Source organism: Pantoea allii, from assembly GCF_046529425.1.
GTDB lineage: Bacteria > Pseudomonadota > Gammaproteobacteria > Enterobacterales > Enterobacteriaceae > Pantoea > Pantoea allii.
Genome location: NZ_CP125958.1, coordinates 3,079,134 through 3,101,366 on the forward strand (window position 1 = coordinate 3,079,134; position 22,233 = coordinate 3,101,366).

Below are 22,233 nucleotides of genomic sequence, written 5' to 3' on the forward strand. Positions count from 1 at the left end.
GAAAATTGTTGCGCATTATAGCGAATCGCAGACCTATGTCATAAAGTTAGCTTCTTTTGTCTTGCGCGCCTGCTCCTGGAGACCTTCATGATTTCGCTTTCCCGCCTGTTTATCCATCCTGTCAAATCCATGCGCGGGTTGCAGGTATCACATGCCTGGGCTGCCAACAGCGGGTTAACCTATGACCGTATCTTTATGGTGACCGAACCTGACGGTACCTTTATTACTGCGCGTCAGTTCCCAGAGATGGTGCAGTTTACGCCGGCCATTACGCCAGAGGGCTTGTTTTTACAAGCGCCTGACGGCAGCCAGTCGCTTATCCGTTTCGTAGACTTCACTCAGGATGAGCAGCCGACAGAGGTCTGGGGCAACACCTTTACCTCACGCATCGCGCCAGACAATATTAACCAGTGGCTGAGTGGTTTTTTTCCACGAGCGGTACAGTTGCGCTGGGTCGGGCCGCAGCCCTCACGTCGCGTGAAGCGCTTTACAGAGGTGCCACTGAGTTTTGCCGATGGATATCCCTACCTGTTAGTGAACAACGCGTCGTGGCAGGATTTACAGCAGCGTTGTCCAGCCAGCGTGCGGATCGAGCAGTTTCGCCCAAACCTGGTGGTGAGTGGTGCACCCGCCTGGGATGAAGACAACTGGGCTGAAATAGCTATCGGTCAGGTAAACTTCTCCGTTCCTAAGCCTTGCAGTCGCTGTGTTTTTACCACGGTTGGTGTTGAAAGCGGCCAGAAACATCCGGATGGCCAACCTTTGGCCACGCTCCAGGGATTTCGAACGGCGCAGGATGGCAGTGGGGACATTGATTTTGGCCTGAATCTGATTGCGCTCAACAGCGGTATTATTCGTGCCGGAGACGAGGTCAGGATAACCAAACGCCAGCCGCCGCGCGCGTACGGACCGGGAGAGGTGGTCGAAACGCTTAAGCCGCAACGGCAAGCGCCCCAGCAGGTCACGATTACCTGGCAGGGCCAGCGCTTCAGCGGCGACAATCAGCAGGTTGTACTTGAGCAGCTCGAAGCGCAGGGCTTCCGCATTCCTTATTCGTGTCGGGCTGGCTTGTGCGGCAGTTGTAAAATAACGCTGGTTGCGGGAAAGGTAAAAGCCTTAAAGCAGAGCGCCATCCGTGATGATGGCACTATATTGAGTTGCAGCTGTATTCCGGCGGGTGATATCGACGTGGTATGAGTTAGACCGCGCGCGCATAGCGCGTGGCTTTTTCCTGCTTGTGGGGTTGCAGCCGATCGTTCATCACTTTAATCGCATCGCCAAGAACCATTCCCTTGCCCGCCAGCGTCAGTGCGGGCTGTGCCAGCAAGCAGAGCGCGGCGTTGTCGCCATTTTCGACCACCAACAGACGCGCCTGTTCGCCATTTTCAGCCAGCGTGACCTCGACCATTTCGCCCACAGCTGGCTGCATTGACTGACGGTGCGCCGAGAAATGCCAGCTTTTTGGCATCAGGGGTTTCAGAAAACGCGCAGCAACCAGCGCATTTAATACCAGTTCAGCGCGTTGATCGCTGTTGAGCGGGCTTTGACGACATTTCTCTTCAAACGTGAAATAGAGTGCAGCATCATCAACACAAAATCCGGATTCGGTGAAAGCATCCGGCGTCAGCATTTTACGTGCATAGCGGGAACGAAAAAGCATACCGTCAGCCAGATCGAGCATCATTCGGTCGTGCTCTGCGTCGTAATACCAACGCCATTTGTCATCGGGTTTAATTTTCATCATGTGCCCTGTATTTACCGCTACGCTAAAAGCAAAAAATCCATCAAATAAAAATGAATGCTGAAAAATCGTGCAACAGGACAAAATATAAACGAGCCGGAGGGATAAATAAACCCCCCAGCGCATTATTATGACGAATGTCTTAGATATGGCTCACGATATCTTTAATTAAGCCCGGCCCTTTATAAATAAAACCAGAATAAATTTGAACCAGCGTGGCGCCTGCCGCTATTTTTTCACGCGCCGCGGTAAGCGAATCAATGCCGCCCACGCCAATAATTGGCAATCGTCCCTGTAATTCTTGTGACAGCCGCTGAATGACGGCGGTGCTGCGAGACTGTACCGGACGACCACTTAAGCCACCGATTTCTTCGCCATATTTCAGACCATTTACCAGCGACCGATCGAGCGTGGTATTTGTCGCAATAACGCCATCGATCTGGTGCCGTATTAAACTGTCAGCCACCTGGATCAATTCTTCCTCAGAAAGATCCGGCGCGATCTTTACCGCCACCGGCACATATTTGAGATGCCGTTTTTCCAGCTCTTTTTGTTTCGCTTTAATGGAAAAGAGCAGATCGTCCAGTGCCTCACCATATTGCAGCGAGCGTAAACCTGGCGTATTAGGAGACGAAATATTGATAGCGATATAACCCGCATGGGCATACACCTTCTCCATGCAGATCAGGTAATCATCTTTGCCCTGCTCTACCGGCGTATCTTTATTTTTGCCAATATTGATCCCCAGTACACCTTTAAAACGGGATTTTTTCACGTTTTCCACCAGATTATCGACACCGAGGTTATTGAACCCCATGCGGTTAATAATCCCTTCTGCTTCGACTAAGCGAAACATGCGCGGCTTGTCGTTGCCCGCCTGAGCGCGTGGCGTAACCGTTCCCACTTCAACAAAGCCGAATCCCATGGCACCAAATGCATCGATACACTCGGCATTCTTATCCAGGCCCGCGGCAAGGCCAAGGGCATTGTCGAACGTCAGCCCCATACAGCTAACCGGACGCGAGGGTAAATTCTGGCGAATGAACATTTCCAGCGGCGTACCGCTCATAAAGCGCAGTTGCTGAAAGGTGAGATGGTGCGCACGTTCAGGATCGAGCCTGAACAATGCCGGTCGGACAATTGAGTAAAACATGCACTCTCCTGGAAGACGGAAGCGATGGTGAAAATCAGTGCACAGGAAATTGTGCGCCAGAATGGTAAGGTGCTCTGGCGCAAAAGTAAATCGCGGGGCGTTAAGCCAGGGGACTGTTTAAAGCAGTTTTGATCTTACACAACGGAATCGTTTGCTGTACGTGAATTCAACCTGTCGGGGAACGCATAGTCACGCCAGATTTTGTGCCGCACCATGATGCCGAAAATACCGATGCAGACCAATACTTCGGCCAGCACCATCGACCAGGCCGCGCCGACGGCACCAAATTTCCACGCCAGCAGGCAGCAAACCGGGACGTTAATCACGCCCGCGACCATCATCACCATCATGCGTTGCCGTGCCAGCCCATGGGGGATCAAAATCTGCAGGCCCGCCGGATACGCGATATTGCCAAACAGGAAGCAGAGTACAAAGACGCGCAGCACATCGGCTGAGGGCAGGAAGTCTTTACCTAACAGCAACGCGACAACCTGATCGGCAAACAGCCAGGTAAAGATCACGATAGCCAGGCTCAGCGCAAACGACAGCATCAGGCTTTTCCGTGTTGCTGCGACCGCCGCCGCTTTGTCGCGGCCAAACAGGTGACTGACGCGGGGGAAAAACGCGCTACCAATCTGCTCTGGCACCGAGTTCGCGGCCTTGCGTAACCGATCCGCACCGTTGTAGATCCCCACCATGTAATGGGAGGTAAAAGAAGCCAGAATCACAACGTTAACACTGTTAAACAGATTGGCGCCCGCGATAGCAATAAACACATCGGCACTGTCGGTGATGCGCTGTTTGATTTCGCGTGGCTCAAAGCGATACGCGCCAATCACCTTCATTTCCAACACAAATTTAAGCGTGATGATGGCGTTGATAATCGACACCGCACCCGGTATCAGGGCAGCCAGCCAGGTATCCTCTGGCGTTTTCACCAGTAAAAACGTTAGTGGAATGGCACAAAAATTACCAAAGGTCGCGATGACAGCCGTTTTGCCCAGCTTTTCGAACCCCTGCATTAACCAGCCGAATGAAAACAGAGAGCCGATTAAGGTGGTGCAGTTAGCCAGGATAATGAAGAACAGAGAATGCCAGGACGGATTAAACCAGGTCGCCGTGAGTAACGTGCCGCTGGTCACCAGCAGCAGCATCAGCTTGGCGTTGAAGGTCGACCAGAAAAGCTGGGTAACACGTGTTTTATCGTCCCGGTGATGGGCAATGTCCTTGGTGGTAAAAACATTGAATCCCCAGTCAGAGATGGTACTGCAGTAAAGGACGCAGGCAATCGCCAGCGCCAGAATCCCCATATGATCCACCCCAAGCACACGCGCCAGATAGGGTAAGGTCGCCAACGGAAACAGGAAGGAGGCTCCCCGGTAGGCCAGTAAAGATAAGATATTGACTACTAAACTTTTGTCGAGCACTTTTGCCATGTCACAACAACCTTATACACATTGCATGTCTCACCTTCTCATTTCGTTCAGGTGCAAACAACATCAGGGTCCACTTTTAGGAATTACGGAACGCGTTTGAGTTCTTTTTTCACTTTATGGCTTTGCAATAAAATGAAGGTTTCCGGACTGTTTAACAGCAGCCATTCTTTAAGGCTGCTGGCTTTAATTCGGCGGCCCAGATAACGAATCGCATTCAGCACATATTCCGGTACCGGCGTTTGGTTGTAGAGCGACAGATAGATCATTAAACGAAAAGAGTGAATAAGGTAGGCTTTTTCCAACGCCTTCTTTAATTCACTTTCTGCCCGTGAACTGCATAAGGTGTTGAAAGTGGCAATAAAAGCATTGTAGCGCTGAAAGAAAAAGGTAGGACTTTTACTGCTGTTGGTCAGCGACCCACTACGAATGCGCTGTTTGTAATACGTCTGCTGGGTTACCCATGCCTGTTTGCATTTCATAAATACCGATAAGGTAAAATTATGATCTTCATGCACGCGATCGACAAAGCGCAAATGATGCTGCTGGATAACGGTTTTTCTCAGCACGTAATTCCAGGCTGCAGAGGTATAGGAGCCGTTATGAAGCAATGCTAACAGCACATCCTGTGGCCGCTGAATGCCAGACAGGCTGTGCCTGACTTTAGGCCAGGTGATGTGCGGTTTATCTTCCCGGTACGCGCTGGAATTAAAACAAAATAAATCGGTATCCGGATAATTTTCGACGACCTGAGTAAGCTCACTCACTAATCCGTCCGCCACCACATCATCAGGATCGCAAAAGAAAACGAACTGCCCTTGCGCCACTTCTACGCCTTTATCGCGCGCATTGCCTGCACCGCCGTTGGCTATTGTGATCATTTTCACCTGCGGAAGATGACCATAGTGCTGTTCAACTAAGGCTACCGTTCCATCGGTAGAGCTGTCGTTAACAATGATAATTTCGTTTGGCGCGCTAATTTGCCGTAATAATGAATCAACGCATTCGACAATATATTTTTCCACATTGTAAGTGGGAATAATGACCGATAACAGGATGTCAGACATACGAGATTTCTCTGCTGTTAGAAAATGACAAATAAAATCCACCAGCCTGAGACAGGCACTGACCAAGGGCGAATAGTAATTTTTAAAATAACAGGCGCTTACATTGAGCAGAGACATTTTACTGCCTGAATCAATAAAATGCCTGTCTCAATGTCGGCAAGAAAAGGCGATCAAAAAAAACATCGTTAGCGGTTCTAAAGAATAACTGACAGATAATCACATCCCTGTTTAGAAATCATTTAGAAATCATTATCTCATCAGGACGTTTTGGCTGCGCCATCTGTAACCAAACATGAATTACCGTTAAAAAATTCATGTAAAAAGGCCGTAAAGCCAACCCCTTTGATGCAACTAATCCTAATACTTCGCCGGGAGCCAAACGAAATCACGTTGAATCATCGACATTTTTTACCCTTTCTTTTTTTGTATCGCGTAAAAAACAACAACACCGTTTTTCGTTTCATTCTTTTGTTTCATTATTTTGATATTCAAGTAACCAAATGTACGGATTCCGGGGATTTCATGGCGTTTATTCACCCGGATTAATGTATCAATGCACCGTCCCTGCCGTTTTTAAGATTTGTCGTATCGGTTTTATCTCTCAGTCCTGACGTTTTTATCTGAAATCCTTTTGCAATTTTTACCTTTAGATTGTCAGAAAAATCATTTAAGCCCTGCCGTTGCCTCTGCCAGGATGAAAGCCTCAGTTCTCAACAAAAGATAATCAATAACTTTCAGTTATAAGGAGTCGTAAATGAGAGTGCTTACCCTGGCAGGTAGTCCGCGGTTTCCTTCACGGTCCACGTCGTTGTTAGCGCTATGCCAGCGCAAACTGGAAGCATCCGGCGTTGAGGTCATTCCGTGGAACATCCATAACTTTCAACCTGACGATCTGATCAATGCACGCTTTGACTCCCCGGCGCTTTTAGCCCTGAGCGAAGACCTGGCTCAGGCTGATGGCCTGGTCATTGCCACGCCTGTCTATAAAGCTTCTTTTTCGGGGGCGCTAAAAACCGTTCTCGACCTGTTACCTGAACGCGCGCTGGCTCATAAAGTGGTGCTCCCGTTGGCCAGTGGTGGAAGCGCCGGTCATATGCTGGCCCTGGATTACGCACTTAAGCCAGTTTTAAATGCCCTTAAAGCCGAAGAAGTGCTTCACGGGGTTTACGCCGAAGATAATCAAATCAAACATTACGACCGCCAGCCAGAACTGGACCCGGTGCTGGCAAGCCGTCTGGACGAAGCGGTGCAATCGTTCTGGCTGGCGTTGTCACGACGTCATCAGCCCGTTGCCCTGGCCGTGTAAGGATACAGAGATGAAACGAATAGTCAGCGCGTGGTTAATGGCAGGGATGTTTGTAGCAGGGGCACAGGTTCACGCCGCAGAAGCGCCGCCCGCTCAGGTTCGCATCGGCTATCAAAAGGGGTCGGTCAGTATGGTGTTGGCAAAAGAACATCGCCTGCTGGAGACGCGTTTCCCCCACACGACAATTCAGTGGATTGAATTTCCGGCCGGACCGCAAATGCTGGAAGCGCTGAACGTGGACAGCATCGATATTGGCAGTACCGGCGATATCCCGCCGATCTTCGCACAGGCCGCAGGAGCAGACTTACTGTATATCGGCTCCGAACCGCCGAAGCCCAAAGCTGAGGTTATTCTGGTCAGCCAAAACAGCCCGTTAAAATCCGTTGCCGATTTGAAAGGCAAAAAGGTGGCCTTTCAGAAAGGCTCCAGTTCCCATAACTTGCTATTGCGCGCGCTGGAAGAAGCGGGTCTGAGTTTCAAGGATATTCAGCCGGTTTATCTGACGCCTGCTGATGCCCGAGCAGCCTTCCAGCAGGGTAACGTTGACGCCTGGGCGATATGGGACCCCTATTATTCCGCCGTCCTGCTGCAGGGTAATGTCCGCGTATTGAAAGACGGCACCACGCTGAATCAAACCGGGCCGTTCTACCTTGCGACACGCAGTTTTGCACAGGACCACAATGACTTCGTCTTAGCGACGTTAAAAGCCTTCAGTGACGCAGAAGCGCTGACGCGTAGCGAACGCGATCAGAGTATTCATCTGCTTTCTACATCGATCGGTCTGCCTGAGGCGGTCATTGCCAGCAACCTGGACCATCGCCCGCCCAGCCCGGTCAGCCCGGTGAGTGCGCAAACGGTCGCTTTGCAGCAGAAAACCGCCGATCTGTTTTATGCCAATCATCTGATTCCCGTGAAAGTATCGATTGCCGAGCGCATCTGGCATCCCCATGCCGTGACGCAATAAGGAGAGAAAAATGAGTGTTTCCGTATTTTGGTTCCTGCCAACCCATGGTGACGGACATTACCTTGGCACAGCTGAAGGCGCTCGCCCGGTTGACCATGCTTATTTACAACAGGTGGCACAGGCTGCCGACCGGCTGGGCTTTGGTGGCGTTCTGATCCCGACGGGACGCTCCTGTGAAGATGCCTGGCTGGTGGCGGCATCGTTAATCCCTGTGACTCAGCGTCTGCGTTTTCTGGTGGCCCTGCGTCCCGGTGTCATTTCGCCCACCCAGGCTGCGCGTCAGGCCGCAACGCTCGATCGCCTTTCCAACGGACGTGCGCTGTTCAACCTGGTGACCGGGGGCGATCCCGAGGAGCTGGCTGGTGATGGCGTATTTCTCGATCACCGCGAGCGCTATGCAGAATCGGCCGAGTTTACCCGCGTCTGGCGGCGCGTGCTGGAAGGCGAAACGGTGGATTACGAAGGCAAGCACGTTCATGTGCGAGGCGCTCGTCTGATGTTTAAGCCGGTACAGCAGCCTCGTCCGCCGCTGTGGTTCGGGGGTTCTTCAGAGCCCGCTCAGGATCTTGCCGCCGAACAGGTTGATGTTTATCTCACCTGGGGTGAACCACCTGCCCTGGTTAAAGAGAAAATTGAGCAAGTGCGGACGAAAGCCGCAGCACAGGGTCGGCAGGTTCGGTTTGGTATTCGCCTTCACGTGATCGTGCGTGAAACCAATGAGGAAGCCTGGCAGGCAGCCGACAAGCTGATCGCCAACGTGGATGATGCCACCATCGCCAAAGCACAAAGCGCCTTCCAACGCACCGACTCGGTGGGTCAACAGCGCATGGCTGCTCTGCACGGCGGACGCCGCGATAAGCTGGAGATCAGCCCTAACCTCTGGGCCGGCGTCGGGCTGGTGCGCAGTGGCGCAGGCACGGCGCTCGTTGGCGATGCGCCTACCGTGGCGGCACGGATGAAAGAGTATGAAGCCCTGGGCATTGAAACCTTTATCCTGTCGGGATATCCGCATCTGGAGGAAGCTTATCGCGTCGGTGAGCTGCTGTTTCCTCATCTGGATCTGAATATTCCTCAGGTCCCGCAACCGCGGGTGATTCAGGCCCACGGTGAAGCCGTTGCGAATGATTTTACGCCTGAGAAAAAAGCCGCCCGGGCCTGAGGAGATAACGATGACCAGACTACGTAAATCATTCTCAGCGGCGCTGGTGCCCTGGCTGCTGCCGGTGTTACTGGTGGTGGTCTGGCAAATTGCATCACAGACCGGCTGGCTGTCTACGCGTATTCTGCCAGCACCGGAAAAGATTGTGACCACCTTCTGGCAGTTGGCCGCCAGTGGCGAGCTCTGGCAGCATCTCGCCATCAGCAGTTGGCGGGCATTGCTCGGCTTCAGCATTGGCGGTTCCCTCGGTCTGCTGCTGGGATTGATCACCGGCACCTCGCGGCTGGGTGAGCGCCTGCTGGATACCTCACTACAAATGTTACGCAACGTGCCCCATCTGGCGCTAATCCCACTGGTTATCTTGTGGTTTGGCATCGATGAATCCGCCAAAATTTTTCTGGTGGCGCTGGGCACGCTGTTCCCTATTTACCTGAATACCTACCACGGTATTCGCAACGTGGACCCAGGCCTGGTTGAAATGGCGCGCAGTTACGGTTTATCCGGCTGGAGCCTGTTTGTTCAGGTGATCTTACCCGGCGCGTTACCGAGCATTATGGTAGGCGTGCGCTTTGGACTGGGATTAATGTGGCTAACGCTGATTGTGGCCGAGACGATTTCGGCTAACGCCGGTATTGGCTATCTGGCAATGAACGCCCGTGAATTTCTGCAAACGGATGTGGTGATGGTTGCCATCATTCTTTATGCCCTGCTGGGAAAACTGGCTGATGTCAGCGCATTACTGCTGGAGCGTGTCTGGTTACGCTGGCATCCGGCTTATCAACGTAAGGAGCAAACCGCATGATTAACTCCGCTATCCCGGCGCGTCTCAACGCGGGTACGCCCGTCGGTGTAAAGGGCGTCAGTAAAAAGTACGGCGAGCGCACCATTCTGAATCACATCGACCTGCATATTCCTTCCGGCCAGTTTGTTGCCGTGGTGGGCCGCAGCGGCTGTGGTAAAAGCACCCTGCTGCGCCTGTTGGCCGGGCTGGAAAACAGCACCCAGGGCCAACTGCTGGCAGGTAATGCGCCGCTGCAGACTGCGCGCGACGAAACCCGGTTGATGTTTCAGGATGCCCGACTGCTGCCGTGGAAAAAAGTCATTGATAATGTCTCGCTGGGTCTGCGTGGCAACGCATGGCGTGAGGCCGCACGTGACGCGCTGGAGGCTGTCGGACTGGCTGACAGAGCACACGAGTGGCCTGCCGCGCTCTCCGGTGGTCAGAAACAGCGTGTGGCGCTGGCTCGGGCGCTGATTCACCGTCCCGGCCTGCTGCTACTGGATGAGCCGCTGGGGGCGCTGGATGCCTTAACGCGAATCGAGATGCAGGAGCTGATCGAATCGCTCTGGCAGCAGTACCACTTTACGGTTCTGTTGGTTACCCATGATGTCAGTGAAGCGGTCGCGATGGCTGATCGGGTGTTACTGATAGAGGAAGGTCAGATAGGACTGGATTTGCTGGTCGATCTGCCCCGCCCCCGACGACGGGGTTCAGCGCGTCTGGCAGAGCTGGAAGCGGAAGTGCTGGATCGGGTTATGCGCCGCGGCGCAACAGACAAACCGCCACGCTATGCGCAACAGCGTTAATCAAACGGCGGGCTGTTAACCCGCCGTTTTTTATCAGGCGTTCAGTGCCTTGGTAATTTTCTCGTACAGATCGCCAGACAGTTTATCCAGACCTTGCAACTGCTCCAGCGCCTGACGCATCAGCGCCTGGCGGTTAGCGTCATAACGTTTCAGACGAATCAATGGCTCAATCATACGCGAGGCCACCTGCGGATTGCGGGTATTAAGATCCGTCAACATCTCCACCAGGAAGCGATAACCACTGCCATCTTCGGCATGGAACGCCGAGGGATTACCTGAAGCAAACGCACCAATCAACGAGCGAATACGGTTGGGGTTACCCATACTGAAGGAACGGTGCGACAGTAAACGACGCACGTTGAGTAACGCATTTTGCGCCGGGCTGGTAGCCTGTAAGACAAACCATTTGTCCATCACCAGGCCATCCTTGTGCCAGCGCTCATCATAGTCCGCTAACAACGCATCACGGCACGGTAACTGTGCCGCCACCGCAGCAGTGAGTGCGGCCAGGGAGTCCGTCATGTTATTGGCATGCTGGTATTGCGCCTGCACCAGTTTATTCGCCAGATCCATGTCCCCGAAGGCCAGATAGTAAAGACAGATATTCTTCAGCGAACGTTTACCAATGTCTGCATGATCAACATGGTATTCAGCCTGCTGATTCGCATGGTAGACGGCAAAGAACTCATCGGCCAGCTCACGGGCCAGCGTACGCACCAGCGCCTCACGCACCAGCGCAATGGCCTGCGGATCGATAATTTCAAACAGCTCGGCGATTTCGTTTTCACTTGGCAGCGATAAAATCAGGGCGGTGAGCGCCGGATCGCTGTCGGCATCCAGCAACACCGTGCGGAAGGCATCTGCGACATGCAGTGGCAATGACAGATGCTGGCCTTGCTGATGACGCGCCACGTTGAGGCGCAGGTAAGTGGCTAACAGGCTTTGTGCGGCATCCCAGCGTGAAAAGTCGTTGCGTGCATGGCGCATCAGGAAAGTCAGTTGCGCATCGCTCCACTTATAATCGAGCTTCACCGGCGCGGAAAACTCACGCAGCAGTGACGGCACTGGCTGGAAATAGACATTATCGAAAACAAAGGTCTGGAACTCTTCCGTTACGTTCAACACGTTATGCACCGGATGGCCGTCACGCTGAAGCGGAATCACCTTACCCTGCCCGTCATAGAGTTCGATATCCAGCGGGATATGCAGTGGCAACTTCTCTTTCTGCTCGGCCGTCGGCGGCGTGTGCTGGGTAACATGAAGCGTGTACTGTTCCAGTTCCGGGTTGTAGTCATCGCGCACCGACAGCGTTGGCGTGCCCGACTGACTGTACCAGCGACGGAACTGAGAGAGATCGATATTAGAAGCGTCTTCCATAGCCTGAACAAAATCATCGCAGGTGGCTGCGCTGCCATCGTGGCGTTCGAAATACAGCTGCATCCCTTTCTGGAAATTCTCTTCACCCAGCAAGGTGTGCAGCATGCGGATCACTTCAGAGCCTTTTTCATACACCGTTAAGGTGTAGAAATTGTTCATTTCGATCACCTGATCCGGGCGGATCGGATGCGCCATTGGGCTGGCGTCCTCGGCAAACTGCGCGCCGCGCATGATGCGCACGTTATCTATGCGGTTAACCGCGCGCGATCCGAGGTCGGAGCTGAACTCCTGATCGCGAAAGACGGTCAGTCCCTCTTTCAGGCTCAGTTGGAACCAGTCGCGACAGGTTACGCGGTTGCCGGTCCAGTTATGGAAATACTCATGACCAATGACCGCTTCAATCCCCAGATAATCTTTATCGGTGGCGGTTTCGGCTTTTGCCAGCACGTATTTGGAGTTGAAAACGTTCAGGCCTTTATTCTCCATCGCGCCCATATTGAAGAAGTCCACGGCAACAATCATAAAGATGTCGAGGTCATACTCCAGGCCAAAGCGCTCCTCATCCCACTTCATGCTGTTCTTCAGGGAGGTCATCGCCCAGTCGGCACGATCCAGATTGCCGCGATCGACAAAGATCTCCAGCGCAACATTGCGACCAGAACGCGTGGTAAAGCTGTCACGCAGCACATCAAAGTCACCTGCCACCAGCGCAAACAGATAGCAAGGTTTAGGGAAAGGATCCTGCCACTTTACCCAGTTACGGCCCTGGTCATCTTTACCACTGTCAATGCGGTTGCCGTTTGACAGCAGGTAGGGATAACGGCTGCCGTCAGCGATAATGGTAGTGGTAAAGCGCGCCAGCACGTCGGGGCGATCCAGATACCAGGTAATATGCCGGAAACCTTCGGCTTCACATTGTGTGCAGAGCGCCTCACCGGATTTGTAGAGCCCTTCAAGGGCGCTGTTACGGTCAGGATGGATATCATTGACGATTTTAAGCGTGAAGCTGTCCGGTAACTGACTTAATACCAGCGAACCCGCGTCTTCATGCCAGGCTGTCCAGGCCTGGCCATTGACTTCCAGCGACACCAGCGTCAGATCTTCGCCATCCAGACGCAGTTCAGCCTGGTGGTCTCCCTGACGTTTAACCTGACTCACCGCCGTCACCCGCGTCGTCGTTTCATCCAGTTCAAAGGTTAAATCGATATCGGTGATGGTGTAGTCCGGCGCACGATAATCGTGTCGATATTTTATTTGTGGCTGCTGCGTCATATTCCGTCTCGCATGTAGTAGTTATTCGTCAAAGTCTTCGCATTCGTCGCTAAAGTAAAAGTATAAGCATTACTCGTCAAACGTCTAAGCATGATGCGCCGAGCTTAGCATGCACAATGCATGTATCAGATAAAATGGCTACAATTTGTTAACAATGACACATTTCGTCCTCGACTCGCTATCCTCAAATATGCTGTGATCGCTCTCTGTTAGTGATTTATACTTTTGCGTCTTTTACGACGTTAAACACACCGGGCTCTGCGCCACCGAACAGGATGCTGAAACGCGCCATGACAGGACATGCTTCCCCGATACTGACTTCGCTGCTGGATACGGATGCTTATAAGCTTCATATGCAGCAAGCCGTATTCCACCGTTACCATGATGTCACGGTGGCCGCGGAGTTCCGCTGCCGTAGCGACGAGCTGCTGGGTTTTTATGCTGACGAGATCCGTGCGGCAATAGATGCCATGCAGGCGCTGGCACTTACCGAGGCTGAATATGCCTGGTTATCTGACCTGCCCTTTTTTGCTGATGACTACCTTAGCTGGCTGCGAAACTTTCGCTACGACCCACGACAGGTCGAAGTCCAGAATCACCATGGCAAGCTGGCTATCCGCATCCAGGGCCCCTGGCGGGAAGTCATCCTGTGGGAAGTCCCACTGCTGGCGCTGATCAGCGAAGTGGTTCACCGTCACCGCACACCCGCCATCAGCAGCCAGCAGGCCGTGGAATTTCTACATCAGAAACTGGACAGGTTTCAAACCCAGGTGGCTGACACCGATATGTCACGTTTCCGATTGATGGATTTTGGCACCCGACGCCGTTATTCACAGGACGTGCAGGAATCGATTGTCAGCACCCTGAAACAGGATTTTCCGTGGCTGATGGGCACCAGTAACTATGATCTGGCGCGCCGCCTTGAACTTACGCCAGTAGGTACTCAGGCTCACGAGTGGTTTCAGGCTTTTCAGCAAATCAGCCCGGTGCTGGCGAACAGCCAGCGCGCGGCCTTACAGGCCTGGCTGGATGAATATGATGACAAGCTGGGCATTGCCCTGACCGACTGTATTGCCATGGATGCCTTCCTGCGCGATTTCGGTCCGGTCTTCGCCCGGCGTTATCAGGGACTGCGCCACGACTCAGGTGACCCGGTTGAGTGGGGCGAGAAAGCCCTGGCGCACTATCAGCAGTTGGGTATCGATCCGCTCACGAAAACGCTCGTGTTTTCGGATAATCTCAACCTGGAGAAATCGCTGGCGCTCTATCGTCACTTTGGCCAGCGTACCAACGTTGTATTCGGCATCGGCACGCGCCTGACCTGCGACATTCCCGGTGTTACGCCACTCAATATCGTGATCAAGCTGGTGCAATGTAATGGCAAGCCGGTCGCTAAGCTCTCTGACAGCCCAGGTAAAACGATCTGTCAGGACAAAGCGTTCGTTAAAGCCCTGCGAAAAGCCTTTGACCTGCCGCTGGTTAAAAAAGCCAGCTAGCCTCTTTGTTATCGGGGCGTTAACGCGCCCCGCCTTCCTGGCATTAAATCTGATATTCCCCTGAATTTTGCTTGTTTCCTGTTGACTCACAAGTAACATAGCTACACCCCAGTCTGGGGAATTCATTCACACACTTCTTCTATATAGAGAGATATTTATGAGCGTAGTGCCTGTAGCGGATGTACTGCACGGTCGCGTCGCGGTTGACAGTGACGTCACCGTACGTGGTTGGGTGCGTACCCGAAGAGATTCCAAAGCCGGTCTTTCCTTTATCGCTGTCTATGACGGCTCCTGCTTTAATCCCGTTCAGGCTGTCGTCAATAATTCTCTGAATAATTATCAGGACGAAGTGCTGCACCTGACCACTGGCTGTTCCGTCATTGTCACCGGTAAGGTGGTTGCGTCGCCGGGTCAGGGTCAGGCATTCGAAATCCAGGCGACAAAACTGGAAGTGGTGGGCTGGGTAGAAGATCCCGACAGCTACCCGATGGCGGCAAAACGCCACAGTATTGAATACCTGCGTGAAGTCGCGCACCTGCGTCCGCGTACCAACCTGATTGGCGCTGTAGCCCGGGTGCGTCACACGCTGGCACAGGCGCTGCATCGCTTCTTCCATGAGAACGGTTACTTCTGGGTCTCCACGCCGCTTATTACCGCCTCCGATACCGAAGGAGCCGGTGAGATGTTCCGCGTCTCAACCCTGGACATGGAAAACTTACCGCGCAACGATCAGGGTAAAGTCGACTACTCCGAGGATTTCTTCGGTAAAGAAGCCTTCCTGACGGTGTCCGGTCAGTTAAACGGTGAAACCTACGCCAGTGCCCTGTCGAAAATCTACACCTTCGGCCCGACTTTCCGCGCGGAAAACTCCAACACCAGCCGCCATCTGGCAGAATTCTGGATGCTGGAACCGGAAATCGCTTTCGCCTCATTAGACGATGCGGCAGCCCTGGCGGAAGCCATGCTGAAGTATGTCTTCCAGGCCGTTCTGAATGAGCGTGCGGACGATATGGCGTTTTTTGCCGAACGCGTAGACAAGGATGCGATTAATCGCCTGGAGCGTTTTGTTACTACCGATTTCGCCCAGGTCGATTATACCGATGCCGTCGATATCCTGATGAACTGCGGTCAGACCTTTGAGAACCCTGTGTCATGGGGCATCGATCTGTCCTCTGAACATGAACGTTATCTTGCCGAGAAGCATTTCAAAGCGCCGGTGGTGGTTAAAAACTATCCGAAAGATATCAAGGCGTTCTATATGCGCCTGAACGACGACGGTAAAACCGTGGCCGCGATGGATGTGTTAGCGCCGGGCATCGGTGAAATCATCGGGGGTTCTCAGCGTGAAGAGCGTCTGGATGTGCTGGATGCGCGTCTGGAAGAGATGGGTCTGAAAAAAGAAGATTACTGGTGGTATCGTGATCTGCGTCGCTATGGCACCGTGCCACATTCAGGTTTTGGATTAGGTTTCGAACGTTTAATCGCCTATATCACCGGCGTACAAAATGTAAGAGATGTTATCCCCTTCCCACGCACGCCTCGCAACGCGAGCTTCTGATTTTCAGCATTAAATATAAGAAATTCATATATATAAAGAGGTCGGCATCGCCGGCCTTTTTTTATTTTTGTAAATTTTGATATGTCTCACAAAGTTCCGTTATTTTTACATTTTGTAATACATATTTTATATTTGAAACAAGATTACGACTTTTGTAGCATTTTCGCAGTAGAATTACCCGGTGGGGGATGGAAAGATGCGTGCAGACACAGGAGACACCAAACTTCTTTCAAGGTTCACGTAAAGTTTTCTTGACGGCAGTGGCAGGTGTCCAAATAACTCCAATGAGGGTAATAAATAATGATGAAGCGCAACATTCTGGCAGTGGTTATCCCTGCTCTGCTCGCCGCCGGCGCAGCTAACGCAGCAGAAGTTTATAACAAAGACGGCAACAAGCTGGACCTGTACGGTAAAGTGGATGCGCGTCACCAGTTCTCTGATAACGCAGGTGATGACGGCGATCAGACTTATATTCGCTTCGGCTTCAAAGGCGAAACCAAGATTAATGACCAGATGACCGGTTACGGTCAGTGGGAATACAACATTCAGGGTAATAACTCTGAAGGTTCTGACGCGCAGACTGACAACAAAACCCGTCTGGGCTTTGCGGGTCTGAAATTTGGTGATGCAGGTTCAATCGACTACGGCCGTAACTACGGTGTGGTTTATGACGCAATCGGCTGGACCGATATGCTGCCAGTATTTGGTGGTGACTCAGGTTACTCAGACAACTATATGAACGGCCGTAGTGGTGGTCTGCTGACCTACCGCAACACCAACTTCTTTGGTCTGGTAGATGGCTGGAACTTTGCGCTTCAGTACCAGGGTAAAAATGATCGTACCGATCCTCGCCGTGCGAATGGTGATGGCTACGGTATTTCAACCTCGTACACCTCTCCGATCGGAGTCGGTATCGTAGGTGCTTACAGCAGCAGCGATCGTACTAATAGCCAGGCTGACGGTTCAGTCAGTAATAACAACGTTGTAACCTCTCAAGGTGCTGGCGTTGGTGCTGGTAAGCGTGCAGAAAACTGGGCAACAGCACTGAAATATGACGCTAACAACGTATACCTGGCAGCAATGTACGGTGAAACCCGTAACTCAACACCAATTAAAGGTGTGTTTAATGTTAACGGTACGACATTTAGCGGTAATGCATTCGCTAACAAAACTCAAGAAATTGAGCTGGTAGCTCAGTATCAGTTCGACTTCGGTCTGCGTCCTTCACTGGCCTACGTTCAGTCTAAAGGCAAAGACATCGAAGGTATCGGCGATGCTGATATCTACAAATACTTCGATGTGGGCGCAACTTACTACTTCAACAAAAACATGGCCACCTACGTTGATTACAAAATCAACCAGCTGGACAAAAACAACCCACTCGGCATTCCTAACGATGACGTAGTTGGTGTTGGTGTGGTTTACCAGTTCTAAGTTTGTTGATGCAGTACAAAAAACGGAGCTTCGGCTCCGTTTTTTAATGCCGTTTTCTTGCCCTCTCCCCGGTTATATCCCCCCAACAACATAAGAACGGGTAATTCTGGCGCACAGACGATGAATTTTATCGCAAACGGTTGGCATTTCGCCGTGCTGACGTTAACCTGATGGTTCATTTGCTAAAGTTCACGCTACTGGACCCGACTCATGTTTGAATCGATCTCTGCTGCACCCGCTGATCCTATCCTTGGCCTGGCCGATCTCTACCGTGCCGACGACCGCCCAAATAAAATCAATCTTGGTATTGGTGTTTATAAAGATGAAACCGGGAAAACGCCGGTGCTCACCAGCGTTAAAAAAGCAGAACAGTACCTGCTTGAAAACGAAACCAGTAAAAACTACCTGAGCATTGACGGTCTGCCGGATTTCGCGCGTTGCACGCAGGAATTGTTATTTGGCAAAGGCAACGCCCTGATCGCGTCGGGCAGAGCCCGTACGGCGCAAACGCCGGGCGGTACGGGTGCACTGCGCGTCGCCGCAGATTTCCTGTCCACCCAGACCGCCGTTAAGCGCGTGTGGGTGAGCAACCCGAGCTGGCCTAACCACAAAAATGTGTTCAATGCTGCCGGGCTTGAGGTGTGCGAATACCAGTATTACGACGCGGCTAACCATACGCTGGACTTTGATGGCATGCTGGCCTCCCTGAAAGAGGTGAAAGCTGGTGATGTGGTGCTGTTCCACGGCTGCTGCCATAACCCGACCGGTATTGATCCAACAGAAGAGCAGTGGCAACAGCTGGCACAGCTCTCCCAGGCCAACGGCTGGTTGCCCCTGTTCGACTTCGCCTACCAGGGCTTTGCCCGTGGTCTCGAAGAGGATGCGGAAGGGCTGCGCATTTTTGCTGCCAGCCATCAGGAACTGATTGTCGCCAGTTCTTATTCCAAGAACTTTGGCCTGTATAACGAACGTGTTGGTGCGATTACATTGGTTGCCGGCGACGCTGCGACGGTCGAGACCGCGTTTAGCCAGGTGAAATACACCATTCGCGCTAACTACTCTAATCCTCCGTCACACGGTGCCGCCGTCGTTGCCACCATCCTGGGTAATGACGCGCTGCGTACTATCTGGCAGCAAGAGCTGTCTGATATGCGTCAGCGTATCCAGCGCATGCGTCAGCTGTTTGTTAACACGCTGGCGGATAAAGGCGCACAGCAGGACTTCAGCTTTATCATCAAGCAGAATGGGATGTTCTCATTCAGCGGACTGACCAAAGATCAGGTCATCCGCCTGCGCGAGGAGTTTGGGGTTTATGCCGTTAATTCGGGCCGCGTGAACGTTGCCGGTATGACGCCAGATAATATGTCTGCACTGTGTGAGGCAATTGTCGCCGTACTTTAGGCTGATACCGCATAAAAAATGGGCCGCTCTGGCCCATTTTTTATTGCAGGAAAGGATTGGTCAGACGTTCACGTCCCAGCGTTGACACAGGACCGTGACCGGGTAAAAACGTGACATCGTCGCCTAGCGGCAGCAGCTTATTATTTATCGCATCGATGAGATGCTGATGATTGCCCTGCGGGAAATCAGTGCGCCCTACACCACCGCTAAAAATCACATCACCCGAAATCAGTAAGCGACCTTTGGCATCAAAAAATACAATGTGGCCTGGCGTATGTCCCGGGCAGTGCAGTACGTCGAGCGTGACCTGGCCGACCTGAACAGTATCACCTTCCTCCAGCCAGCGATCCGGCGTCAGTGGCGCGCAGTACTCAAGACCAAACATTTGGCTTTGCGTGGGTAATGATTCCAGCCAGAATGCATCCTGCTTTTGCGGACCGACCAGCGGCACCTTCCAGAATGCAGCCAGTTCCGCCGCCGCCCCAACGTGATCGAGATGACCATGCGTGAGCAGGATCTGTGCGGGCTTTACAGCAAGCTGTGCCAGCGTTTGCTTGATGGTCTCAGCATCGCCACCGGGGTCCACAAGGGCGGATTCACGCGTGGTTTCACACCAGATAACCGAACAATTCTGCGCAAAGGCGGTGACGGGGATAATGTGATAGTTCATAACGCTCCATGGTCGGCACCCGCAGCGTTGCCGACGTTACTACCAGTGCCTGACGGGACCGGTATCAATATGTACAAAGTTGCTGCTGGGGTAATATCCTACACCACCGGCTCGCATTTTTAATGCGGCTTTGCGAACATTCGCCAACGTCACCCCTTCAATATGAAAATCCATCGCCTGGCCTTTGGTGTGGTAACTGTGTTTTGCCACACCAGGTCCCGATTCCCGCAGCATATTGTTCGTCGCCAGTGAGCGATAACCGGAGACGAGCTGAACGGGTTTGCGCGTTTCCAACAGCGCCTGAAGACGATAGAGCTGGTCAAACAGATGGGGATCGATACTTTTTGTTTTATTGGCACGGTAGTCGCGGAAAAAGTGGTTCAGGCGTGACAATTCACTTTTGTCGTAACTTTTACCGTTAAAAAATTCAGTTTTAAGGGTTTCACCAGTGTGAAGATTATTGAGCGTTAAAATCCGTGGACGTGAAGTGGAGAGTGAAGCCATCGCGGTCTCTGGCAGTAAGGCCAGACCGGCAGCGGCACTTCCGCAAAGCAGCAGTTTGCGACGTAAAGAATCGATTGTAGACATGGAGCGGTTTACCTGAAAACAGAGTCAAAGATATGTGCAAAAAACGTACTGGCGGAACCATAACTTCCTGGCGCTAGCACGTCAACCCATTATGGGCAAGTTTGGAAGGCGGCTCCAGATAAAGCCGCCTTAATGACAGGACTGAATCACGCAGAGGCCGTGCGACTAACGATTAAAAATCAACCATTAGAGCAGCAACTGTTGCGCACGGCTTAAGACCTGGCTGGCTGAACGCGCCGTATTATCATAATTGTAAATATCTGTACGGAACTGCGTTTTACCGTCATCCGCGACCCAGGCCGTTAAATAATACAGGTTAACCGGGATGCGATGGCGAATAGGCACATAGCGCGTGTCACCCTGCTTAAGCGTGTCAGAGATACGGGCATCGTTCCAGCCGACATCCTGCAACAGAATACCCGCCAGTTCTGAGGCTTTATTGACGCGCACGCAGCCCGAGCTTAGTGCACGAATATCGCGCTGGAACAGGTTGTGGTTCGGCGTGTCATGCAGATAAATCGCATCCGAGCTTGGCATATTAAACTTATAGCGACCCAGCGAGTTGGTTTGACCAGGTGCCTGACGTATGCGGTAAGGGAAAGAAGACGCGGATACCATGCTCCAGTCAATCATGCTGGGATCGATGACTTCAGAATCGGCACTCCAGCCAGACAGCAGGGTATAACCGTGCTTATACAGATAGGTGGGGTCCTGTTTCACCTTAGGAATAATGTCCTGACGCACCAGATTGGTCGGCACATTCCACGGCGGATTCAACACCACATTATTCAGTGCGCTTCGCATCAACGGCGTTTTACGATCTGGCCGGCCCACGATAACCCGGGAGGACAGAACTTTTGTGCCGTTGTTGTAATAGTTCAGCGAGTAGTTGGGGATGTTAACCATAATGCCGTTGTGCATATCATCCGGCAGCAGGCGCAGGCGCTGAATGTTCAACGCCAGTAAGGCAGCACGCTGCTGGGGTGAGACATTCAGCCATTCACGTGTGCGCAGGCCAATCGCCCCATCGGCGTCAAGTCCCTGCCACTGCTGAAAGCGTTTTACCGCCGCCACCAGGTTGTCATCATAGACGTTCACACCGCCCGGTGCCGCGGGGGCATTTTGCACATTGCCCGAAACATCGGGCGTGGTGGCGGGTATATCATTAACCGTCACTGCCGAAGGACTCACGGCGACAGGCTGCTCGCTGTGGCTGGCAGGAACGGGCGCGGTGGGAACGACGTCCTCGTTGGGCGCAGGTACGGCAACCTGAGCGCTTAACATACCGCTGCGGCGTAATATTTCGCGTAAGGCCGGCACATCGTCACTGACCTGTCCAGGTCGTAAGGTGTCACGATTTTTAATTTGCGGCCAGGGCTGTTTATCTTCAAGCAGACTCTTTAGCGCCTTGTGCATCAAGGGATACTGCGGATGCTGCGGCACCAGTGAATTGACAAAGGCCAGCGAACTGCCCGCATTCACCGCATTCTGCCATGCATTGATCACGGACACCGACGGTACCGCCAGCTTGTAAGGGACGGTGCTGTACAGCCAGGTTTCCCCCTGAACAGGCACCGTTGACACAAACTGCAAATAGCCCAGCATTGCATCGGACAGCGTTACGTCGCGGGCGAAATCTTTAATAGTCGGATCGGTCAGGCGATCGACCCAGCGGGTAAACTGCGGCTGGACACCGGAAAGCGCAACCTCCGCCAGCTGCTGCTGAAACTTTTGCACGGCGTCAGGATCTTGCCAGATTGGCTGCATATTTCGCGCGGCATAAAGGGCAGCCAGTGAAGCGCCATAAAAAGGTTGGTTATCGCCTGAAAAAGCCTGTCGGATCTTCTGCTGGCTCTCGCTGACGGACAGGGCTGCATGCGTCATTTGCGTGCCCGGCATGGCAGCGATGATAGCGGCCTGAGCCATGGCACAAGGAATCAGCGTTAGTGCCAGCGCAAGCCACGAACTAACCTGATGAATTTTTAAGCTTTTATTCAGTAACATCCCTGCCCCCTTCATTAATCTAC

At 52.6% G+C, this 22,233-nt stretch carries 18 protein-coding genes; 10 read left to right on the forward strand and 8 right to left on the reverse strand.

What is annotated here, in order from left to right; genetic code table 11:
• Nucleotides 1-87 precede the first annotated feature (87 nt).
• On the forward strand, nt 88-1,197 hold the full coding sequence (locus QNH99_RS14615) for a YcbX family protein (protein ID WP_410516853.1): 1,110 nt from the start codon (nt 88-90) through the stop codon (nt 1,195-1,197).
• Nucleotide 1,198: 1 nt separating this feature from the next.
• Here QNH99_RS14615 and QNH99_RS14620 read toward each other — a convergent pair whose 3' ends face one another.
• The 4 genes from QNH99_RS14620 to QNH99_RS14635 all read right to left on the reverse strand — a co-directional run bounded on the left by QNH99_RS14620 (nt 1,199) and on the right by QNH99_RS14635 (nt 5,394).
• Complete coding sequence (locus QNH99_RS14620) at nt 1,199-1,741, reverse strand: cell division protein ZapC (RefSeq protein WP_063878971.1); 543 nt, start codon at nt 1,739-1,741, stop codon at nt 1,199-1,201.
• Nucleotides 1,742-1,883: 142 nt separating this feature from the next.
• Complete coding sequence (pyrD, locus tag QNH99_RS14625) at nt 1,884-2,894, reverse strand: quinone-dependent dihydroorotate dehydrogenase (RefSeq protein ID WP_063878970.1); 1,011 nt, start codon at nt 2,892-2,894, stop codon at nt 1,884-1,886.
• A 134-nt stretch (nt 2,895-3,028) separates the two neighbouring features.
• On the reverse strand, nt 3,029-4,330 hold the full coding sequence (locus tag QNH99_RS14630) for a flippase (RefSeq protein ID WP_063878969.1): 1,302 nt from the start codon (nt 4,328-4,330) through the stop codon (nt 3,029-3,031).
• 83 nt (nt 4,331-4,413) lie between these two features.
• The gene (locus tag QNH99_RS14635; RefSeq protein ID WP_063881146.1) at nt 4,414-5,394 is read right to left on the reverse strand and encodes a glycosyltransferase; all 981 of its coding nucleotides are present in this window, start codon (nt 5,392-5,394) and stop codon (nt 4,414-4,416) included.
• A gap of 754 nt (nt 5,395-6,148) precedes the next feature.
• Between QNH99_RS14635 and ssuE the strand changes: the two genes are divergently transcribed.
• Genes ssuE through ssuB form a run of 5 tightly spaced genes read left to right on the forward strand, consistent with a single transcriptional unit; the run spans nt 6,149 to nt 10,410 of the window.
• A complete protein-coding gene (gene ssuE, locus QNH99_RS14640) occupies nt 6,149-6,700 on the forward strand; it encodes an NADPH-dependent FMN reductase (protein ID WP_063878968.1) in 552 nt (183 codons plus the stop codon).
• A gap of 10 nt (nt 6,701-6,710) precedes the next feature.
• Nucleotides 6,711-7,664, forward strand: a complete 954-nt coding sequence (locus QNH99_RS14645) for a sulfonate ABC transporter substrate-binding protein (protein ID WP_241536808.1) — start codon at nt 6,711-6,713, stop codon at nt 7,662-7,664.
• A 10-nt stretch (nt 7,665-7,674) separates the two neighbouring features.
• Nucleotides 7,675-8,823 (forward strand): FMNH2-dependent alkanesulfonate monooxygenase, encoded by a 1,149-nt coding sequence (ssuD, locus tag QNH99_RS14650; protein ID WP_063878966.1) that lies wholly within the window; start codon nt 7,675-7,677, stop codon nt 8,821-8,823.
• Nucleotides 8,824-8,833: 10 nt separating this feature from the next.
• A complete protein-coding gene (gene ssuC / locus QNH99_RS14655) occupies nt 8,834-9,625 on the forward strand; it encodes an aliphatic sulfonate ABC transporter permease SsuC (protein ID WP_063878965.1) in 792 nt (263 codons plus the stop codon).
• Nucleotides 9,622-10,410 carry an aliphatic sulfonates ABC transporter ATP-binding protein gene (ssuB, locus tag QNH99_RS14660; protein ID WP_063878964.1) on the forward strand — a complete coding sequence of 263 codons (789 nt, stop codon included), beginning with the start codon at nt 9,622-9,624 and terminating at the stop codon, nt 10,408-10,410. The genes ssuC and ssuB overlap by 4 nt, the downstream gene beginning before the upstream one ends.
• A 33-nt stretch (nt 10,411-10,443) precedes the next feature.
• Here ssuB and pepN read toward each other — a convergent pair whose 3' ends face one another.
• Nucleotides 10,444-13,059: an aminopeptidase N gene (gene pepN, locus QNH99_RS14665; protein WP_063878963.1), complete on the reverse strand. Its 2,616-nt coding sequence runs from the start codon at nt 13,057-13,059 to the stop codon at nt 10,444-10,446.
• Nucleotides 13,060-13,349: 290 nt separating this feature from the next.
• Between pepN and pncB the strand changes: the two genes are divergently transcribed.
• The 4 genes from pncB (at nt 13,350) to QNH99_RS14685 (ending at nt 18,948) form a co-directional block, all read left to right on the forward strand.
• Complete coding sequence (gene pncB, locus QNH99_RS14670; RefSeq protein WP_218995196.1) at nt 13,350-14,555, forward strand: nicotinate phosphoribosyltransferase; 1,206 nt, start codon at nt 13,350-13,352, stop codon at nt 14,553-14,555.
• A 157-nt stretch (nt 14,556-14,712) separates the two neighbouring features.
• Nucleotides 14,713-16,113, forward strand: a complete 1,401-nt coding sequence (asnS, locus tag QNH99_RS14675) for an asparagine--tRNA ligase (RefSeq protein ID WP_241536810.1) — start codon at nt 14,713-14,715, stop codon at nt 16,111-16,113.
• 300 nt (nt 16,114-16,413) lie between these two features.
• Complete coding sequence (gene ompF, locus QNH99_RS14680; protein WP_063878961.1) at nt 16,414-17,547, forward strand: porin OmpF; 1,134 nt, start codon at nt 16,414-16,416, stop codon at nt 17,545-17,547.
• Nucleotides 17,548-17,757: 210 nt separating this feature from the next.
• Entirely contained in the window at nt 17,758-18,948 is a 1,191-nt protein-coding gene (locus QNH99_RS14685; protein WP_241536811.1) for an amino acid aminotransferase, read from the forward strand.
• A gap of 40 nt (nt 18,949-18,988) precedes the next feature.
• Here QNH99_RS14685 and QNH99_RS14690 read toward each other — a convergent pair whose 3' ends face one another.
• From QNH99_RS14690 to ldtD, 3 genes are all read right to left on the reverse strand, one after another.
• On the reverse strand, nt 18,989-19,618 hold the full coding sequence (locus tag QNH99_RS14690; RefSeq protein ID WP_241536812.1) for an MBL fold metallo-hydrolase: 630 nt from the start codon (nt 19,616-19,618) through the stop codon (nt 18,989-18,991).
• Between the two features lie 39 nt (nt 19,619-19,657).
• Nucleotides 19,658-20,206 carry a YcbK family protein gene (locus tag QNH99_RS14695; RefSeq protein WP_013025254.1) on the reverse strand — a complete coding sequence of 183 codons (549 nt, stop codon included), beginning with the start codon at nt 20,204-20,206 and terminating at the stop codon, nt 19,658-19,660.
• Nucleotides 20,207-20,392: 186 nt separating this feature from the next.
• On the reverse strand, nt 20,393-22,210 hold the full coding sequence (ldtD, locus tag QNH99_RS14700) for a L,D-transpeptidase (protein WP_241536813.1): 1,818 nt from the start codon (nt 22,208-22,210) through the stop codon (nt 20,393-20,395).
• Nucleotides 22,211-22,233: the final 23 nt, after the last annotated feature.